Origin of the sequence: Bilifractor porci (genome assembly GCF_009696005.1) — a bacterium.
Taxonomy (GTDB): domain Bacteria; phylum Bacillota; class Clostridia; order Lachnospirales; family Lachnospiraceae; genus Bilifractor; species Bilifractor porci.
Map to the genome: position 1 here is coordinate 53,527 of NZ_VUMV01000008.1, position 16,446 is coordinate 69,972.

Here is a 16,446-nt window from a genome sequence, read left to right on the forward strand (position 1 = left end):
TTAACCACATACAATTAATTTGTTTGTTCAAATTGTTCCAGCATCAGGAAGATAATTCTTAATTCAAGACGAAGGTTCGGGTCGTCAAGCTTGAAGTCAGAAATTTCTACGATTCGCTTTAGATGGTACATAAAAGTAGCTCTTTGAATATAAAGCTGCCGAATTGTCCTTGTTATGTGCGTATCATTTTCCAAATAGACTTTCAGTGATTTTGTAAACTCTGTGCCATGTTTTTTGTCATACGCCATTAATTTACATAGTCCTTCAGGACAGAGGGTATCTGCATGATAACGCGTATGGATAAGATGCAGAAAGTCATATAATTCATATTGTTCATATCGATAGCACCAAATCATTGGATTTACTCTGGCTCCAATCAATAAGGCAGCCTGTGCCTGCAGGTAATAATCACGCAACTGGGTGAGCTTCGCAAAGGAAAAGCTGACACCCACTTTTAAAATGTTTTCCCGGATAATATAGACAACTTGCGAAATCACTTCTTCTCTGCTGCATTTGGCTTCTGACAAATCAGAAATCATAATTAGTTCCTTTTCGCCTCTGAACACTCCTGTTCCGGAAAAAGAATTCTCCAGCTTAATCATCATGGTTGAAACGGTATGTAATTCTTCATCTTTTTCAGATACCGGAAATACCAGGCAAAGGTACCGCGCTTCTTCTTTCCAGCCGAATTCGCGGATTGCTCTTTCAAATTTTTCAGTATCAGGCTGAATTCCATGAAGCAACTGGGAGATGCAAGTATCTAAGTAGCGTGGATGGCTATCCAGATATATATGTTGTCTGTGCATTGCGATCTGAATAAAAACAGCCAGTATTTTAATTATGGCAAAATCGCTTTGGCGAATAGGGCGATCAACTTCCAGAGCCATCAGGCGGCATATATAAATCCCATTTTCCCGTATATTATAGTATAGAATACGATATCCCATTATGTCTGCGGGAAAAATAGCCGGTTCAAGTTCATCAACACTTTTCCTAAAATCCGGGTCTAGACGAAATGCCTCAATTGTTTCAGGAGTTTCGTAATTGCCTTCCTCTCCTTTCGCAAAAACTCTCAGGTTTTCAGGCTTATTTCTTTCGCATAAAAAAACATTTCTCAGACTGGCAGTATCCATACAAAGTGGGTTGTATAGAAATGGAAGTGCCGCAATTCCTAATGCTTTCAAAGATACATTATTGGTGATCATATGATACATCCGCATCTCCCAATTTCGAAAAGTGCGAAAAATTTTTTGTACTTCTTCCAGAGCCTTAATCATATCTGTTCCGGGAACAGTTATAAAATCTATTGCTGACGCGTCTGTCCGCGAGAAAAAGGTGCTCTGTAAATTTCCCGGAGTTTGATCTGTCAGAACAATAAAATTTCCACTGACACAATGATTTGCAGATATTTTTTGAGTATCGAGTATTAAATAAACAATGCTAGGTTGTAGGGCAATATCATTCTGATAGATACTTACGTCTTCTATCCCACAGGTATACAAAGAGGCATGTATTTTTGAAGGATACAGACTGCAGCCTTTCAAATAATCTGCCAGAATATATAAGTTAATTTTCATTTCTATACTCCGAAGTTGATTTCAATAAAAATATAATCCGAAGGTATTTATACAAAATGTATAATAATATTTTTTCGAACCATCTGTTTTGTCAGATGAAATAAATGTACTTGCTCTGTATATCATATATTAATTGGATATATATCACAATATTCCGACTTTATAAAGTGCATATAAGCGCAATATACCCAATCATTTGTGTGAAGAAATCAACTGCATTATAAATTGTCTTTTGACAATACTGCAAAAAGGGAGGACTTTCTATGCTTACAAAGCGCCAAAATCTACTAGAAACCATTCATGGAGGTAAGCCGGATCGATTCGTCAATCAGTTTGAGTTTATGCATATGATCTACTCGGATCCGTATGACTTAACAGATCCGTATCCGGAATACAAGCAGGTGAATATTACAAATAATTGGGGAATAACGCTTTCCTGGCCAGAGGGTACTCCCGGACCATTTCCGGTTCAGGATGATAAGCATAAAGTTCTCAAGGATATTAACGATTGGAGAGATGTGGTAAAGGCACCTAATCTTATTTTCCCGGAAAAAGATTGGGAAGCAGCAATAAAGGAAGAAGAGTCCATTGACAGAACACAGGAATTTGCAACAGTATTTATTGCTCCCGGAATTTTTGAAAGATTGCATTATCTTATGGGAATGGAAGATGCAATGATGAATTTCTATGAAGAGCCAGAGGAAATGCATGAATTGATAAAATATTTAACCGATTGGGAGCTGCAGTACGCAGACACGTTGTGCAGTCATTTGCATCCGGATGCACTTTTCCACCATGATGATTGGGGAAGTCAGCTTTCAACATTTGTTTCTCCGTCAATGTTTGATGAATTTCTCCTTGAGCCCTGCAAACAAGTGTATCGCTATTATAAAGAGCATGGCGTTCAGTTGATTGTGCATCATTCGGATTCCTACGCAGCAACACTTGTCCCCGAAATGATTGAAATGGGAATTGATATTTGGCAGGGAGTAATGACGACCAATGAAATTCCGGAACTGATAAGGAAGTACGGTGGGAAGATTACTTTTATGGGCGGAATTAATTCTGCATCCGTGGATCACCCCGGATGGACGAGAGAAGAAGTTGCAAAAGAAGTTCGCAGAGCCTGCACCGAGTATGGTAAGAAATTTTATATTCCTAATACTACGCAGGGATTGGATATTTCTACGTTTGATGGCGTATATGACGCTGTAACAGAAGAGATCAATCATATGAGTGCGGAAATGTTCGAAAAATAATAACGATGCATCAGTTAATTAGGGGGCGCGGATATGAGTAAAGAAATGACGAACATAAGAAAGATTTTGTTTATGGTAGTCATGTGTCTCAGCAATGTCACAATAATGGGGACTACTTTTTACAGCATTATCATGACAAAGCTGTATGAAAATTATGCAAAATGGGCTGTGGATGCAGCAATTGCCATACCGGGAATTATTGGCCTTTTTGCCTGTCTGATAGCCGGAAAGATAAGTGATCTTGTCAATAAAAAAATCCTGTTCCTTTGTGGGCTTGTACTTTTTGCGCTTACAGGAACTACTTTAGCGCTAGTACCTAACGACCTTTTATTTGTTGTGATGGCTTCCTTAAATGGCGGTATTTGCTATGGTATTGTCAGCGTGTCTGCGGTTGGGATTATTTCGGACACATTTTCTAATGAAGAAGAACGCAGCAAAATGCTGGGATTATATAATGGTATCATGGCGCTGGTAGGCGCGCTGTTGGCTTTACTGTATGGATTTTGTGCAGATATCAACTGGAAACTTGGACCTGCGCCCAACTGGTTCGTTGTGGTTGTCATTTTACTGGCAATATTTTTTGTTCCGTCCTGTCCGGCAAAAGGCAACAGCGAAACTAATGGGGAAAAAATCAAAGGACAGAAAGGCTGGGCAAAGCATATTATACCGCTTGCGCTTGCATTTTTTGTTGTCAGCTTTGCTGCTATGACAATATTTACTTATATAGATCTTTATGTAACAGGAAACAACCTGGGAACATCCAGTTTTACCGGGCTGCTGGGTTCTGTTCAAACGATTACTTCCTTCTGCTTCTGTTCCATATTTGGGTGGGTCTACAAAAAGCTTAAAACCAGGATAACTATTCCGGCATACGCATTAATTGCCTGTGGAATTTTTCTGATGTATTTTATTCCAAGCAAACCAACAGCAATCATTGGTTGCATGATGTTTGGCGCCGGATGGGGTACGGTTTATACGTTCTGGTTTTTCCGGGCGACTGTTGTTGTGCCGGAAAATATGGTGGGTACTGCTACCGGAATTGTCACAACCGCAAATTCACTGTCTTATTTTCCGATGCCATATGTAATGAGTTTTCTGATGGCAATGATGCATACAGAAAATTTCCGTGATACATTCATTATTTACGGAACTATTGTAGCTATCGCATGCGTTTTATCCATCATAATTAATGTAAAAAACAGAAACTCAGAGCAGGTAACTGCCGAATAAAAAATAACAAACTCTGAGAAAAAATGATCTGTCAGGTTGAAAATTCTGCATGGCAGGTCATTTTTGTATGTTTATTACATTCAGGAGGATGATATGGGACATTCTATACTGGGAGGCATCCCTATTTTATTATTTATTGTTATTACCGTTATTACGAAGAAGACCGCATTATCAGCATGGATATCGTCGCTTTTAGCAATTATTATGCTGAAAGGGATCCATTTTATACCAGAATATATTCAGACTATGTATGACGTGCTTTCAGACAACTCTTTTCAGCTTCTTCTTATCGTGGCAATGGGATTCTCCGGAATAGCTGCTGTTTTAGAAAAATCTGGCGCTATGTTGGGATTTCAGAATATTTTAAGAAAAGTTTGCAAAAATCGCAGGAGTACATTGTTTTTCACATGGATTCTAGGAGGTATCATTTTTATTGATGATTACCTGAATGCACTGGCCGTATCAGCTTCAATGAAAGGAATCTCGGATAATTATAAAATTCCGCGTGAACACCTGGCTTATACAACCAATTGCATGGGGGCATGTGTATGCGTTTTAGTGCCAATTTCCAGTTGGGCTGCATTTGCAGTCGGTATAGGAGCAGCGTATAATGTTGGACCGAACGATTATTTGCAGGCAATTCCGTTTATGTTTTATCCAATTACCTCTATCATACTTTGTCTATTGACAGGCTTTGATCTTTTTCCCAAAATTGGAGCACTAAAAAAAGCATATTTGCGAGTGCAAACAAATGGGAATGTTCTCGATAATCAGGATTGCAACGTAAAGGAAATTGATACCCGGAGTTTAAAAGCAACTTCGCCCTGGAATTTTCTTATTCCTGTTGGTGTTCTTATTATCGGTATGATTCTCGCAGATTCAGATCTTGTTGTTGGAATGATTCTGGCAATTGTCTCTATGTTTTTCCTTTTTGTACCGCAGAAAATTTTTAAAGTAGATAGTTTTCTCGAAACATTTACTTCCGGAATGTCTGCGGTTTTGCCGTTAATCCTAAATATTTTTGCCGTGTATATTATGGAAAACGCTTCAGCTAAAATGGGATTCATGGATGCACTGGCACAGTTGATTTCTACACATTTTCCCAAAGTTATTCTTCCAATGATGGCTTTTATCTCAGTTGCAGCTATTACATTTTTTGCGGCTTCATTTTGGGCATTGATCGTAATATCTTATCCAATATTTATTCCGATGGCAACTGCAACAGGTATTCCTGCGTATATAATAATCGCAGCAATCATGTCAGGTGTTGCGCTTGGCAGCCAGTCGTGTTTGTATTCCGATGCAATTTTTATGGTTTCCGCTGGAACAGGGGTATCTAATGCAAGACAATTTGAGGTGGTTCTTCCATATACGATTATTGGAGCAGCCTTTGCATCTGTCCTGTTTTTGGTTGTAGGAATAAGATTAGCAATGTAACTTCCTATCAGGCACATAATAAGCCGCCTGAAAAACAAGATATCTTTCTCAAATATTTAGTTTGTCTTCGAATTGATTATCTAATACAAGAGGGAAATCTTTATGTGCGATGCATCTGTCACTCATGCCGGAGGCATTCAATCGGGCTCAGATGCGCTGCCTTTCTGGCCGGATAGATTCCAAAAAACATGCCGATCCCCATGGATACCCCGGCTGCTGAGAGCATAACCACCGGAAAAATGACCAGCTTCATATGGATCGCCGCGCAGATGATGGCTGACAAAATGGTTCCGGCCAGGATTCCGATTCCGCCTCCCATGACGGCGATAATCGCGGACTCCGCCAGGAACTGCATCGTAATGGAAGCGGTTGTTGCGCCGATCGATTTCCGGATTCCGATCTCCCTGGTGCGTTCCGTCACCGATACCAGCATGATGTTCATGACGCCGATACCGCCCACTACCAGAGAAATCGCGGCCACAAGCATAACAAACATCGTCACAGTCCCCATGAGGCTGTTCATCTGGTCGAAGGTGTCCGTAAAGTTCTGTACCAGGAAATAATTGTCTTTCTGCGGCACCTGATGCCTGCGGTTCAGAAGCTTTAAGGCTGCTTCCGCCACCTTGCCGGACTCCACGCTGCCGTCGCACAGAACATATGCGCCGGTAAAGGATTCGGTATCATATCCCCAGTCGGCAAGAGAAGGATACGGAACAATCACCCCTACGTCCTCTTCGCTGTTCATCAGGCTGAGCAGCGAATCTTCCTCCCCCTTCGCCGTATCCAGAAGGCCGATGATCTTATAGGTGAGAGTCACATCCCCGGAGGTAACGGGTACGCTCATGCCAATAACATCGTCTGTTCCGAACATTTTCTGCACGTCCGTTCTTTTCATGACACAGATCCGGCTTCCATTCTCCACATCTGTATCTGAAATGTTTCTCCCCTTCACAATCTCCATATTGGAATACTGGATCTTATCGAGAATAGGCGTTCCACCCGAAATGGTAAGGCTGAAATTTCCCTTGCCCGTCTCCGTACTGCCTCCGACCGAATAAAAGGGGGTTACTCCTTCCACGCCGTCCGACGCTCCCAGAGCGCTCATATCATCCGGCGTAATCCACTCATCCGCGGCGGCGCCGTCATCTCCCACATAGAGAAAAATCTGGCCTCCGCCTATATTTTCCAGAGTATCCGATACCGTCCGGGAAAAAGCATTCCCCACCATCGTGATGGTAATCACCGACGCGATTCCGATGATGATTCCCAGCATAGTAAGAAAGGAACGTCCTTTATTGTGGCGGATATTCTCGAACGCCATGGTCAGATATTCCGCGATCTCTCCCATATACTCCCCCAATCCCCTATTTCTTCTCTAAATAATACAAAAATGCTCCGGTCAGTATCCTGGCCGCCCGATGTCTTTCAGCGGTGCTTTTGGGAAATCAGAACAACCGATACTCTCTGGGATTCTGTGTTCTTCTGTTCCCGGCCTTTCCGCAATGCCTCCTGGAAATCAGAACAGCCCTGAATCTATAAAAGAAGGCCACAGTCGCCGCCATCTACATGTCTTTATATCCGGATGTAAAAGCCTCAGGAAACTGAGGAAGCCTCTGTCGTCTCGCCTGCGTTATCCAGCACCGGAGTGACCGCGTCACCGACCTGCAGGCCATCCGGAAGACTCTGAAGCACCGTGTCGCCCGCGGAGAGTCCGGAGCGGATCTCCGCCTCTGTATCCGTGCGGATCCCGACGGTTACACTGGTTTTTTTCACTTTTCCATCCTCGCCGACCGTGTAGACAAAATCGCCGTCCACACCGGAATTCAGGATCTCCGAAGAAATAACCGGAACCTGGCTGGCATCCGCGGAATGGATGCTGACCTGAGCGTCAATGCCGATGACGGCACCCTCATCCGGATTATCTATCCTGACCTGCGCCGTAAGAACAGATGCTCCCTTCTCATCCGTTTCTACAAGACCGCTGACCGATTTCACCGTTCCCGTATAGGTATGGTCTCCGATGCGGATATCGGCTTTCTGCCCCTCCCGGACATCCCCGTAATCGCTTTTCGGCACTTTGATTTTTACACTCAGATCCGAGCGGTTGGCAATCGTCAGCAGTTCCATTCCTTCCGTGACGGCTCTCCCCTTGTCCAGTTCTCCCCTGCTGATGACTACCCCGTCAAACTCGGCCTGGATTCCCGCCTTTGCCAGATCCAGCTTCTGCTGCGCCGTCATGGTATTCAGTCTGGCCAGATCGTCGTTCGCCTGCAGGGCATCCCGGCTCTCCTGGGAAAGCTCTGACTGTTCCGCGGTCTGCTGGCGGCTGCGTGCCTCGGAAAGCTCCGTCTGCAAATCCGACAGCCGATCCTGCTCCGCCTGTAACTGGAGCTGATTGGAAGCGAGCACCGAATCGGTCTCCGCCGAGGGAGCGGAATTGATCTGCTGCTGAACCGAAACGATTTCCTGCGAGACGGCCTCCAGATCGCTCTGCGCCTGATCCAAGGCAGCGGAATCATAGGTCTGGCCAGCCTGAAGCGCCGTCTGCTGCTCTGTCTGCATCTGCGCAATCTGCGTCTGCAGGCTGCTCTGCCGGCTCTGAAGCTCTGTCAGCCTGTTCTGCAGACCGGTCACTCCCGCAGAAAGCTCCGCCTGCCGGTTCGCGATCGCAGCGTTCAGCGAATAGATCACCTGCCTCTGCTGATCCACCGCGCTCTCCAGCGACTGCACGTCAGCGGATGCACTCTGAAGATCCGCGGCGCTCTGATCCGCCTTCGCGATGGTATTGGCGTTTTCCGACATCGAGGCATCCCCGCTCAGGGACGCCTTTTTCCACTCGTTCTCCAGATCTGTTGTATCAAAGGAGACAACTACGTCGCCTTTTTTCACGGTCTGCCCCAGCTCCGGAAGCGCTTCCGCCAGGGAAGCCGCTACCGGAGAGGCGCAGACCTGAAGCTGATTGCTTTCCACCGTTCCGTTTGTATCCGTAATCTGATGAATGTCCTTTTTCTCCACCAGGACTGCCGACACCTCCGGCGCCGCGGCCGTCCGGGGCATGTTGGCAAACACAGCTGCCGCTGCGACAAGAACAACCGCTCCCACCGCGGAAGGAATCACCCAACGGTTCTTTTTCCCCTTCCCCGGTTTCCTGTCCGAAGATTTTCTGTCCAGATCTTCTACCGTCTCTTCTCCCTCAAGAAGCTGCGCATACGGATCCGCAGCAGAATTGATCCTTTTCTCTGTGCTCATAATCCCCTCTCTCTGTCTTCTATTACACGGCCATCCGCAATGCGGATAATTCTGTCCGCGTTTTCTGCCACCTTCTGGTCATGTGTAATCAGGATGACTGTTTTTCCCGCCTGATGAATCTTTCCGAAAATATTCATAATCTCCCTGCTGGAAGATGAATCCAGGTTTCCGGTCGGCTCATCCGCCAGGATCACCGGAGGCCGCACAACCAGCGCCCTGGCAATCGCCACCCGCTGCTGCTGTCCTCCCGAAAGCTGGGACGGCAGGTGATCCATCCTCTGTTCCAGCCCGACCAGGGTAAGCGCCGCTTCCGCAAGCCGTTCCCGCGTCCCCCGCCTGACCCTGCGGTAAACCAGCGGAAGTTCAACATTCTTCCGGGCGGTAAGAGCGGGGATCAGATTAAATCCCTGAAACACAAACCCGATCTCCCTGCTCCGGATCCTGGAGAGCTCATTGTCATTCAGCCTTCCCACATCACACCCGTTAATCATAAGCCTTCCCGATGTGGGCACATCCAGGCACCCCAGAAGGTTCAGCAGGGTGGATTTGCCCGAACCGGACTGGCCGATAATCGCCACATATTCCCCATGGTCAATCCGCAGCGTGACATGATCCAGCGCACGCACCTCACTCTCACCCGGATTATAAATTTTCGTCAGATCCAGTGCCTCAATAAACGAAGCCATATCCTTTTCTCCTGTCAGGGATTCCGCACCATCCCGGAGCCACATCTCTGCCGCAGCCGGTAAACACTCTGGTTACTGCCGGCCGTCCGGTTTCTGTAAGCTCTCCGGATTTTCTGCGCCGCCCTTATCCGTTTGACCGCCCTCGTAAGTCTGCTGCTGCCCCCGCATCTCCAGAAGCGGATCCCACCCTTCCGGCATGGACTCAATCTGCTCCTTATTTTTCAGGGAAGCCGCCAACAGCAGAAGCGGAAACAAAAGCTGGATGATGACTCCCACCACCGTTCCGATGACAGAAACTGCCGTCATGGCAGAGCCTGCCAATGCCCCGGTATCACTCAGCCCCGCGGACTGCAGGATATCGTTCGTCATGGCAGCAGTAGCCTCCGAAACCGCCGGGGTAATAAAAAGAATACTGATCAGGGTAGTTATCAGAAGAATCAGAAATGTCCATATGGCCGTAAGATACATGAATCGGACCTTATCCGGACGCCTGCTGTTCCGGATCCCCGCGATCCCGGCAAACAGAAGCACCGCCCCTTCCAGCAGGCCAAATAGAATGGTTAAACCTATCACCGCGGAAGACGCACCGTAACTGATCAGTTTCAGATCCGTGGATATAGAAAATAAAGTGCTGACCAGCGACAGCGCCCCGAAAATCAAACAAAAAGCCGCTGACACCTTCATCAGCACAGAACCTTTCATCTTCATAGAATTCACCTCCCATTCTTTCTAAACAGCTGCTCCATATGTCTCCATATCTGAAGCTTTCTTTTTGATTGTATCATGCGCAAGTGATTATTTCCAATATTTTAATTATATAGGTGTACAATTAACCTGGAGGACATGCAGATTTCATCGCGGTGTGTAAAATGCGAAGCAGCAAGCGTTTCTTACTTACTGCTTCGCAGACAAATGGCATTGTTATTGAATGACATCGCTTTTCTAATGTCAGCGCAGCTCCTTTATTCTGTATCTTTTCCGGCAAGATATCGATAGCAGACAGCGGCTGCCGCTCCTCCCACAAGCGGAGCAATGATAAAGATCCAAAGCACACGAACCGGTTCCCCGTTCCCACTGACGGCGGCGGCAAGAGCTGGACCGATGGAGCGCGCCGGATTGACCGATGTCCCGGTCAGACCGATTCCCAGAATATGAACAAGCGTAAGGGTGAGGCCGATCACCAGGCCGCCAAGAGAACCATGCCCCGCTTTTTTGGAAGTCACACCCAAAACAGTAAGGACAAAAACAAAGGTCAGGACCACTTCTACCAGGAAACCGGCACCAGCCGAATTATTTAAGCCGGTAATCGCATTTGATCCGTAAGCGCCCGTCTTGTCGCTCAAATTCCCCCAGGCAAAGATCCCCATCAGCAGAAAGCTTCCGCAGACAGCACCCAGGCATGACAATATCTTTACACAACGTAAATATTCTGTCTTTCACTGCATGTTACCCGCTCTTATCAGGATGCATGACGTTTTCACTTTTCCTTCAATAAATAAAGCCTCCTATCATGAAACACATCATAGAAGGCCTGTAAATATGAATTTTTATCAATATTATTAAGCATATTCTCCGATGAGAGTTAACTGAGAGTTAACTGAGCCATTACTGCACCATCACAGATTCTCGCTGCATAACCGCTGATACTAATTACATATATCCTTTTTTCTCAGACTGCAGCGGCATTCTGCTGATCTCGTCCCGGTTGATATGAAAATGCTCCACATTATAGTCATCGATAGCCTTGAAAATTGTCTCATATACGCCATCGTAAATAGAGCCTGGGCCTCCCTGGGCTACACATGGGATATAGCCACGCGGATCCATATGATCGAGCCACGCATAAACGCGCCTGTGAATATCCTCCGCATTCCAGTCCGGGCGATCATAGTCGGCACCATCAAAGCCTCCCATAAAGGCGATCTGCCCGATATTTTCTTCCCGCAGTTTCGGAATATTATTGGATGTCATACAGCCCTGCCAGACATCAATACCCATCTCTTTCATGCAGGGTACCAGTGTGGCAGCGTAGCTGTCCGAATGGTGAATGATCAGCTCACAGCCATGTGATTTATAATAGCCATAGATTTCTTTATAGGGTTCAACATAGAATTCCGCCCACATATCCGGACTCATAAAAGTGCTCGTCCGGCTGCCCAGATCATCATGATGGAACAATGCATCCGGGTGCAGCTTATCACAAATCAGCTCAGCAAGCCGCATCTCGTAGTCAGCCAGATAGCGGATCAGTTCATGCATCTCATCCTCATACTCCAGCAGGTTCATCATGGTATGTGTCATCTCTCCCAGGTGATGGCACATCTCAAAAAGTCCTGGCGCCACAAAGGCCGCCTTGTAGGCCTTTGTGGTATCAACAGAATCATATATCTTTCGAAACATGTCCCATTCTTCCTGTGGGAAATCCAGAGAAGGTGCGTGTACATAATCACGCCAGTGGGTAATATCCTTGATAACAACTTTTTCTGGTGTATGTACCGGGAACGGTCCCGGCGCATTGTCCGGGAAACTGTTTGTAACGCCCCATGCATTAACTACATCTGACTCACCCTTCTTTGGAAACGGGCTATGAATCATTGATGGATTTAGGCAGAGCCTTAACGCCTCATACTGATTGACAAAACGATCCGGGTGACCGCCTTTGGCGGCTTCATAGAAATTTTTTCTCGCTGTCAGCATAATTTTCCTCCTATCCCTGTTCAGGGATACGTCTTTACAGCTGCTTTCCCTACCCATAATTGTAAACACACGTAAAAAGCCATATAGGGTACTCGACTATCAATCTTTTAATGGGTTCAGGTTACTGTTTGTCCGCCTTCTTACCTTTTGGCAGATAAACAAAAAACGACAATGCAAAAACAATCAGATCACCAACAAAGGCGACTACAAATTTGTAATGCACATCCGCGCCATTGCCACAGACCAGCTGGGTCAAAAAGGCGATGACATAGATTGCAACGACCATACCGGCATTCATAAAGCCGGAGAAAACCGACAATGCCTTTCCGTATTTCGCGCCCGGCGCCAGCTCCTGCAGATATTCCAGGATATACGGGTTTGCCCCCATCATGGCAAAGCCAAGCAAAATACCGGCCACATACACACCAATGAGACTATCTGTAATAAACACAGCAATTGCAAGACCAATCACACTCAAGCCCATCATGCACGGAACCGTGAAGCGTTTGAGTACTTTGGAATATACCCCGTATAACAATCCTGCAAAAATGCCTCCGATTGTCACGCAGCTGGCCGCGACGCCTGCCTCTGCCGCCGTCCCCAGCTTATAGGTAGAAATAACGTACTCTGAGCAGTTCGTGCCAAAGCAATACAGCCAAAGGAAGAAAAAGAAATAGTGAATAGAAAGAATCCATACTCTGGCCATGCCGCCTTTAGATGTTTCCTGATGCTTCTCAGCGGCAGGTGCCGCAGCGCTTCCCTCAGGTGTTACATTTGGCAGAAGAATAAGTTCCAGAATAATGGCGATCAGGTAATAGAAAAAGAGCAGATAAGCATTCTGCCACCTCACATTTGCAATAACACCGCCGACTGTCGTAAAGACCACTCCGCCGATGCTCATGACCGCCGTACCAATCCCGATCAGGCTTCCCCGTTTTTTGTCATCCGGAACTGCCTCCATCAGAAGAAGACCAAAAATTGTATTCATAGATCCCTGATTGAAGCCCGCCAGACCGGAAGCACAGATCAATACCGCGATCGGCACTCTGCCTCCGCCCATCCAAAAGATAATGCCATACAGCAAAAGAGCTGCCTGAGCAAAAATCAACAGACGTTTTGCCGGAATCTTACGGTTCAGCATGCCTACAAAGAAAGCATAGATTGTTCCAATAAGCGCCGGTCCCACAAGTACGGACTGCACCGTGACCGGGGAAACATCCGGGTAAGATTGCATAATCTTTGCCAGAATTCCCATCGTCATATTTGTGGCCATCGCAGCCACGCAGAAAATCAGGATACCAATCAACGACTTCTTATGGATTGCCTTATTCATGTTAACACCTCCTCATTTATGCTTTGTTTATTAAATTCAAGTATATAGTTGATAGTATTTTTATAAAATATCCGTAAAGTACAATATTTTCAGATATATTCGTCTTAATTTTGTGCATTGGACCTTCCCGGTAAATTCTCTTGATAAACACCCGTCTTATATCTGACACCATTCCTGGTAAACACCCACAGACTAAAATTTACTGACACCGATAATCCCAAGAAATAATATAGTTTTGCAAATAACTACCTATATAATTTCAACCGCCGGTTTAGTGACAACCCGGAATAACCGCAGTACAATAAAAGGACATGGATCATGGAAGGGGCGCATGATATGCAGAATAATTCTAAGAGAAAATACCCTGTAAAACGCATGGACATCTCCATCAATATGGAGAAAACCGGTGCGCACATTAAGCGCGCCATTAAGGAAAGCGGGTATTCGATGCGCGAAATCATGGAGATTACGGGAATTACCACAGAGCAGACCATTTACAAATGGTACAGCGGGAAGTCTATTCCCTCGCTGGAGACGCAGATCATCCTCTGCAGGCTTCTAGGATTAAAAATAACAGAGCTCCTCGTCATCGACGGGGAGCTTGATTTTTTCCGGGGGCGTTTTTTCGAGGGACGTCTTTTTCCGGAAACCTCCGACAAACATAAAAAAATTGCGCCGATAAATCCGGATCTTCACGCAAAGAACCCGCTCCGACGCCTCCTGAACTGCCGGGAAGAGCTTTTTCTTCCCTTTCAACTGCAAGTTCAGTGACCTGCGCCTCCCCGGATACTAATGTTATGATACCAGGGTCAAAAGGTCTTAACGCCTTCGTGCTTGCACGAAAAGGCGTTTGACCTTGGGCCCCGTCCCGACATGAGCAAGAAGCAGAATCCTTGTTTTGTAAGGATTCTGCGAGATTACGAATGGCGGGAGGATTGCAGGAATTGCGAAGCAATGAAGCAATCCGAGGGTATCATTGGGGGGCAAAATACCTTTTGACCCCCAACATCATATGGAATACACCATTGCATGATTTCCGAGGTATGCATCATGAATCTTCCTGTCTCTGTATCACAAAAAGAACTTCTGGATGTTCTTCTGAATATTTCCCCCGTCCGCCCCGTCTATATCTGGGGCGCACCCGGCATCGGCAAATCCGCGCTCGTCGAAAAGTTCGCGGAAGAAGTCGGCATGCCCTGCGTTTCTCTTCTGGGCAGCCAACTGGCTCCAGAGGATATTATCGGCATTCCACAGATACAGGATGGCGTCTCTGCTTTTCTTCCGCCCAAAATGATTGCCGGAAAAGATCCGTATATCCTCTTTCTGGATGAGCTGAACGACTGCTCGCAGGAGGTCCAGAAAGCCTTTTACAGCCTGATCTACGAGAGGCGCGTCGGGGAATACCATCTGCCGGAGGGCAGCATTGTGATCGGCGCCGGAAACCGTTCCTCTGACAATGCGATCGTTAAGACCATGTCGTCCGCTCTGTTAAACCGTATGTTTCATGTCCAGCTTAAGCCCAATGTAAACGAGTGGCTCGCCTGGGCCTATGAAGCAGGTCTTCACCCCTTTGTAACCGCCTGGACACGTTCCGCGGCTGGGGGAAGGGCGATATTCTAAGCGGAAAAAGCCGCCTCTCTGACCGGTCACGCGGCGTGTCTCTGGATGATTTCTTCCGCAATACACTGCTGTCCGGCCTGGAATACCAGCTGGATTCCGGAAGGGGGACGATTCCCGCGGGGATGATCCAGGAGATCCGCGCCCTTGCCATGCCGCCGATTCGGTGGGATGTCCGGCTGGCATACTGGTTTGATGAAAATATCCTTACCCAGGAGAAACACCTCTCCTACGCGCATCCGAGCCGCAGGCAGGCCTCTTCGCCAACGATCCCCAGGCCGCGGTATATCCGAACCGAGACAGAAAAAATGGCATCGACCTTCGGCGTCGTCATTGACACCTCCGGATCCATGTCCGCGGAAAATATCGGGAAAGCGCTTGGCTCTATCGCAAGCTATGCCGCATCGAAGGATGTGCCGGCTGTACGTGTCATTTTCTGCGATGCGGACGCCTATGACGCGGGCTATCTCGATACGGATCAGATCGCCGGCAGGGTCAAGGTGGTCGGCCGCGGCGGCACCAGATTACAGCCGGCGGTTAATCTTCTGGAAAACGCAAAAGATTTTCCGAAGGACAGCCCGATCCTTCTGATCACAGACGGATGGATCGAAGATCATTTGACGATCCGCCGGCGCCACGCCTTTCTGCCGCCGGCCGGAAGGTCTCTGCCCTTTCGGCCCAAAGGAGAGGTTTTCTTCTTCAGCTGAAATTCCAGACATTTTACCACTGCCCGGATCGCTAAGAGAACGCATTAATCTGGCAATGAAACGCCTTCAACATTCACATGATCCCATTTGTACAATTCAGAGAACTTCTGCTCCTCTGTATCATACATATACAAAACGCAAGGATCCCACCAGTTCACATCCAGCTTCACAAGCGCAAAATATTTTTCCTGAAGAGGGATGAAGTCTGCTTCATAAATATTGTGCTCTGCATTGTCTGCGATCCACTGCATGAACTTAATGATGTTTTCATCCGGTTCTATCTCGTTGCCATCCTCATCGGTCAGTTTTGTATCGACTAACGTGACCGCGATTTTATTATCTTCGATAATCCCCGAAAAATCAGTGAAATCCGCCTGATAAATGGTATCCGCTTCCGGCGTGAACTTGTCTGTCTTTTTTACTTTTCCGTCCTCATAGACCATCTCATAGCTCTGGGTGCCGTCATCCGGAGAGGATGTGACAACTCTGGCCACAGGTACTCCATGACTTCCGCAGCCTCCAGCCGTAAGCAACGCGCAGATTGCCGCAATAATAACCATTCTTTTCATGAGAATCCTCCACAAGATATATTTCTATGTGCCGGATTGATTAATTCTTACAATTCTTTATTCCTCTTCCCTATGGATTATTCCA

At 46.7% G+C, this 16,446-nt stretch carries 15 protein-coding genes; 6 read left to right on the forward strand and 9 right to left on the reverse strand.

Features of this window, described 5'->3' with window-relative positions; genetic code table 11:
* Nucleotides 1-14 precede the first annotated feature (14 nt).
* Nucleotides 15-1,577, reverse strand: coding sequence for a PucR family transcriptional regulator (locus FYJ60_RS10435; RefSeq protein ID WP_154458635.1), 1,563 nt, complete (start codon nucleotides 1,575-1,577; stop codon nucleotides 15-17).
* A 263-nt stretch (nucleotides 1,578-1,840) separates the two neighbouring features.
* Between FYJ60_RS10435 and FYJ60_RS10440 the strand changes: the two genes are divergently transcribed.
* The 3 genes from FYJ60_RS10440 (at nucleotide 1,841) to FYJ60_RS10450 (ending at nucleotide 5,503) form a co-directional block, all read left to right on the forward strand.
* A complete protein-coding gene (locus FYJ60_RS10440; protein WP_154458636.1) occupies nucleotides 1,841-2,836 on the forward strand; it encodes a uroporphyrinogen decarboxylase family protein in 996 nt (331 codons plus the stop codon).
* A gap of 33 nt (nucleotides 2,837-2,869) precedes the next feature.
* The gene (locus FYJ60_RS10445; RefSeq protein ID WP_154458637.1) at nucleotides 2,870-4,066 is read left to right on the forward strand and encodes an MFS transporter; all 1,197 of its coding nucleotides are present in this window, start codon (nucleotides 2,870-2,872) and stop codon (nucleotides 4,064-4,066) included.
* A 93-nt stretch (nucleotides 4,067-4,159) separates the two neighbouring features.
* A complete protein-coding gene (locus FYJ60_RS10450; protein WP_154458638.1) occupies nucleotides 4,160-5,503 on the forward strand; it encodes a Na+/H+ antiporter NhaC family protein in 1,344 nt (447 codons plus the stop codon).
* Between the two features lie 118 nt (nucleotides 5,504-5,621).
* On the opposite strand, the gene FYJ60_RS10455 is transcribed toward FYJ60_RS10450, so the two are convergent.
* From FYJ60_RS10455 to FYJ60_RS10485, 7 genes are all read right to left on the reverse strand, one after another.
* A complete protein-coding gene (locus tag FYJ60_RS10455) occupies nucleotides 5,622-6,851 on the reverse strand; it encodes an ABC transporter permease (protein ID WP_154458639.1) in 1,230 nt (409 codons plus the stop codon).
* A gap of 245 nt (nucleotides 6,852-7,096) precedes the next feature.
* A complete protein-coding gene (locus FYJ60_RS10460; protein ID WP_154458640.1) occupies nucleotides 7,097-8,752 on the reverse strand; it encodes an efflux RND transporter periplasmic adaptor subunit in 1,656 nt (551 codons plus the stop codon).
* Nucleotides 8,749-9,438, reverse strand: coding sequence for an ABC transporter ATP-binding protein (locus tag FYJ60_RS10465; RefSeq protein ID WP_154458641.1), 690 nt, complete (start codon nucleotides 9,436-9,438; stop codon nucleotides 8,749-8,751). Before FYJ60_RS10465 ends, FYJ60_RS10460 begins: the two co-directional genes overlap by 4 nt.
* 72 nt (nucleotides 9,439-9,510) lie before the next feature.
* On the reverse strand, nucleotides 9,511-10,146 hold the full coding sequence (locus FYJ60_RS10470) for a hypothetical protein (RefSeq protein ID WP_154458642.1): 636 nt from the start codon (nucleotides 10,144-10,146) through the stop codon (nucleotides 9,511-9,513).
* A 254-nt stretch (nucleotides 10,147-10,400) separates the two neighbouring features.
* Nucleotides 10,401-10,844: an MIP/aquaporin family protein gene (locus tag FYJ60_RS10475; protein WP_272818881.1), complete on the reverse strand. Its 444-nt coding sequence runs from the start codon at nucleotides 10,842-10,844 to the stop codon at nucleotides 10,401-10,403.
* A 244-nt stretch (nucleotides 10,845-11,088) separates the two neighbouring features.
* A complete protein-coding gene (locus FYJ60_RS10480; protein ID WP_154458644.1) occupies nucleotides 11,089-12,135 on the reverse strand; it encodes a uroporphyrinogen decarboxylase family protein in 1,047 nt (348 codons plus the stop codon).
* A gap of 121 nt (nucleotides 12,136-12,256) precedes the next feature.
* Nucleotides 12,257-13,468 carry an MFS transporter gene (locus tag FYJ60_RS10485; RefSeq protein WP_154458645.1) on the reverse strand — a complete coding sequence of 404 codons (1,212 nt, stop codon included), beginning with the start codon at nucleotides 13,466-13,468 and terminating at the stop codon, nucleotides 12,257-12,259.
* A gap of 336 nt (nucleotides 13,469-13,804) precedes the next feature.
* Here FYJ60_RS10485 and FYJ60_RS10490 point away from each other — a divergent pair, with 336 nt between their 5' ends.
* From FYJ60_RS10490 to FYJ60_RS10500, 3 genes are all read left to right on the forward strand, one after another.
* The gene (locus tag FYJ60_RS10490) at nucleotides 13,805-14,239 is read left to right on the forward strand and encodes a helix-turn-helix domain-containing protein (RefSeq protein WP_205839068.1); all 435 of its coding nucleotides are present in this window, start codon (nucleotides 13,805-13,807) and stop codon (nucleotides 14,237-14,239) included.
* 258 nt (nucleotides 14,240-14,497) lie between these two features.
* Entirely contained in the window at nucleotides 14,498-15,088 is a 591-nt protein-coding gene (locus FYJ60_RS10495; RefSeq protein ID WP_235903393.1) for an AAA family ATPase, read from the forward strand.
* A 35-nt stretch (nucleotides 15,089-15,123) separates the two neighbouring features.
* A complete protein-coding gene (locus tag FYJ60_RS10500) occupies nucleotides 15,124-15,792 on the forward strand; it encodes a VWA-like domain-containing protein (protein ID WP_330579189.1) in 669 nt (222 codons plus the stop codon).
* Nucleotides 15,793-15,836: 44 nt separating this feature from the next.
* Here FYJ60_RS10500 and FYJ60_RS10505 read toward each other — a convergent pair whose 3' ends face one another.
* Nucleotides 15,837-16,361, reverse strand: coding sequence for a hypothetical protein (locus tag FYJ60_RS10505; protein ID WP_154458648.1), 525 nt, complete (start codon nucleotides 16,359-16,361; stop codon nucleotides 15,837-15,839).
* Nucleotides 16,362-16,446 lie beyond the last annotated feature (85 nt).

Coding starts and splice junctions, on each gene's coding strand:
- FYJ60_RS10435 (WP_154458635.1), bottom strand. CDS start 1,577: ATGAAAATTAACTTATATATTCTGGCAGATTATTTGAAAGGCTGCAGT.
- FYJ60_RS10440 (WP_154458636.1), top strand. CDS start 1,841: ATGCTTACAAAGCGCCAAAATCTACTAGAAACCATTCATGGAGGTAAG.
- FYJ60_RS10445 (WP_154458637.1), top strand. CDS start 2,870: ATGAGTAAAGAAATGACGAACATAAGAAAGATTTTGTTTATGGTAGTC.
- FYJ60_RS10450 (WP_154458638.1), top strand. CDS start 4,160: ATGGGACATTCTATACTGGGAGGCATCCCTATTTTATTATTTATTGTT.
- FYJ60_RS10455 (WP_154458639.1), bottom strand. CDS start 6,851: ATGGGAGAGATCGCGGAATATCTGACCATGGCGTTCGAGAATATCCGC.
- FYJ60_RS10460 (WP_154458640.1), bottom strand. CDS start 8,752: ATGAGCACAGAGAAAAGGATCAATTCTGCTGCGGATCCGTATGCGCAG.
- FYJ60_RS10465 (WP_154458641.1), bottom strand. CDS start 9,438: ATGGCTTCGTTTATTGAGGCACTGGATCTGACGAAAATTTATAATCCG.
- FYJ60_RS10470 (WP_154458642.1), bottom strand. CDS start 10,146: ATGAAGATGAAAGGTTCTGTGCTGATGAAGGTGTCAGCGGCTTTTTGT.
- FYJ60_RS10480 (WP_154458644.1), bottom strand. CDS start 12,135: ATGCTGACAGCGAGAAAAAATTTCTATGAAGCCGCCAAAGGCGGTCAC.
- FYJ60_RS10485 (WP_154458645.1), bottom strand. CDS start 13,468: ATGAATAAGGCAATCCATAAGAAGTCGTTGATTGGTATCCTGATTTTC.
- FYJ60_RS10490 (WP_205839068.1), top strand. CDS start 13,805: ATGCAGAATAATTCTAAGAGAAAATACCCTGTAAAACGCATGGACATC.
- FYJ60_RS10495 (WP_235903393.1), top strand. CDS start 14,498: ATGATTTCCGAGGTATGCATCATGAATCTTCCTGTCTCTGTATCACAA.
- FYJ60_RS10505 (WP_154458648.1), bottom strand. CDS start 16,361: ATGAAAAGAATGGTTATTATTGCGGCAATCTGCGCGTTGCTTACGGCT.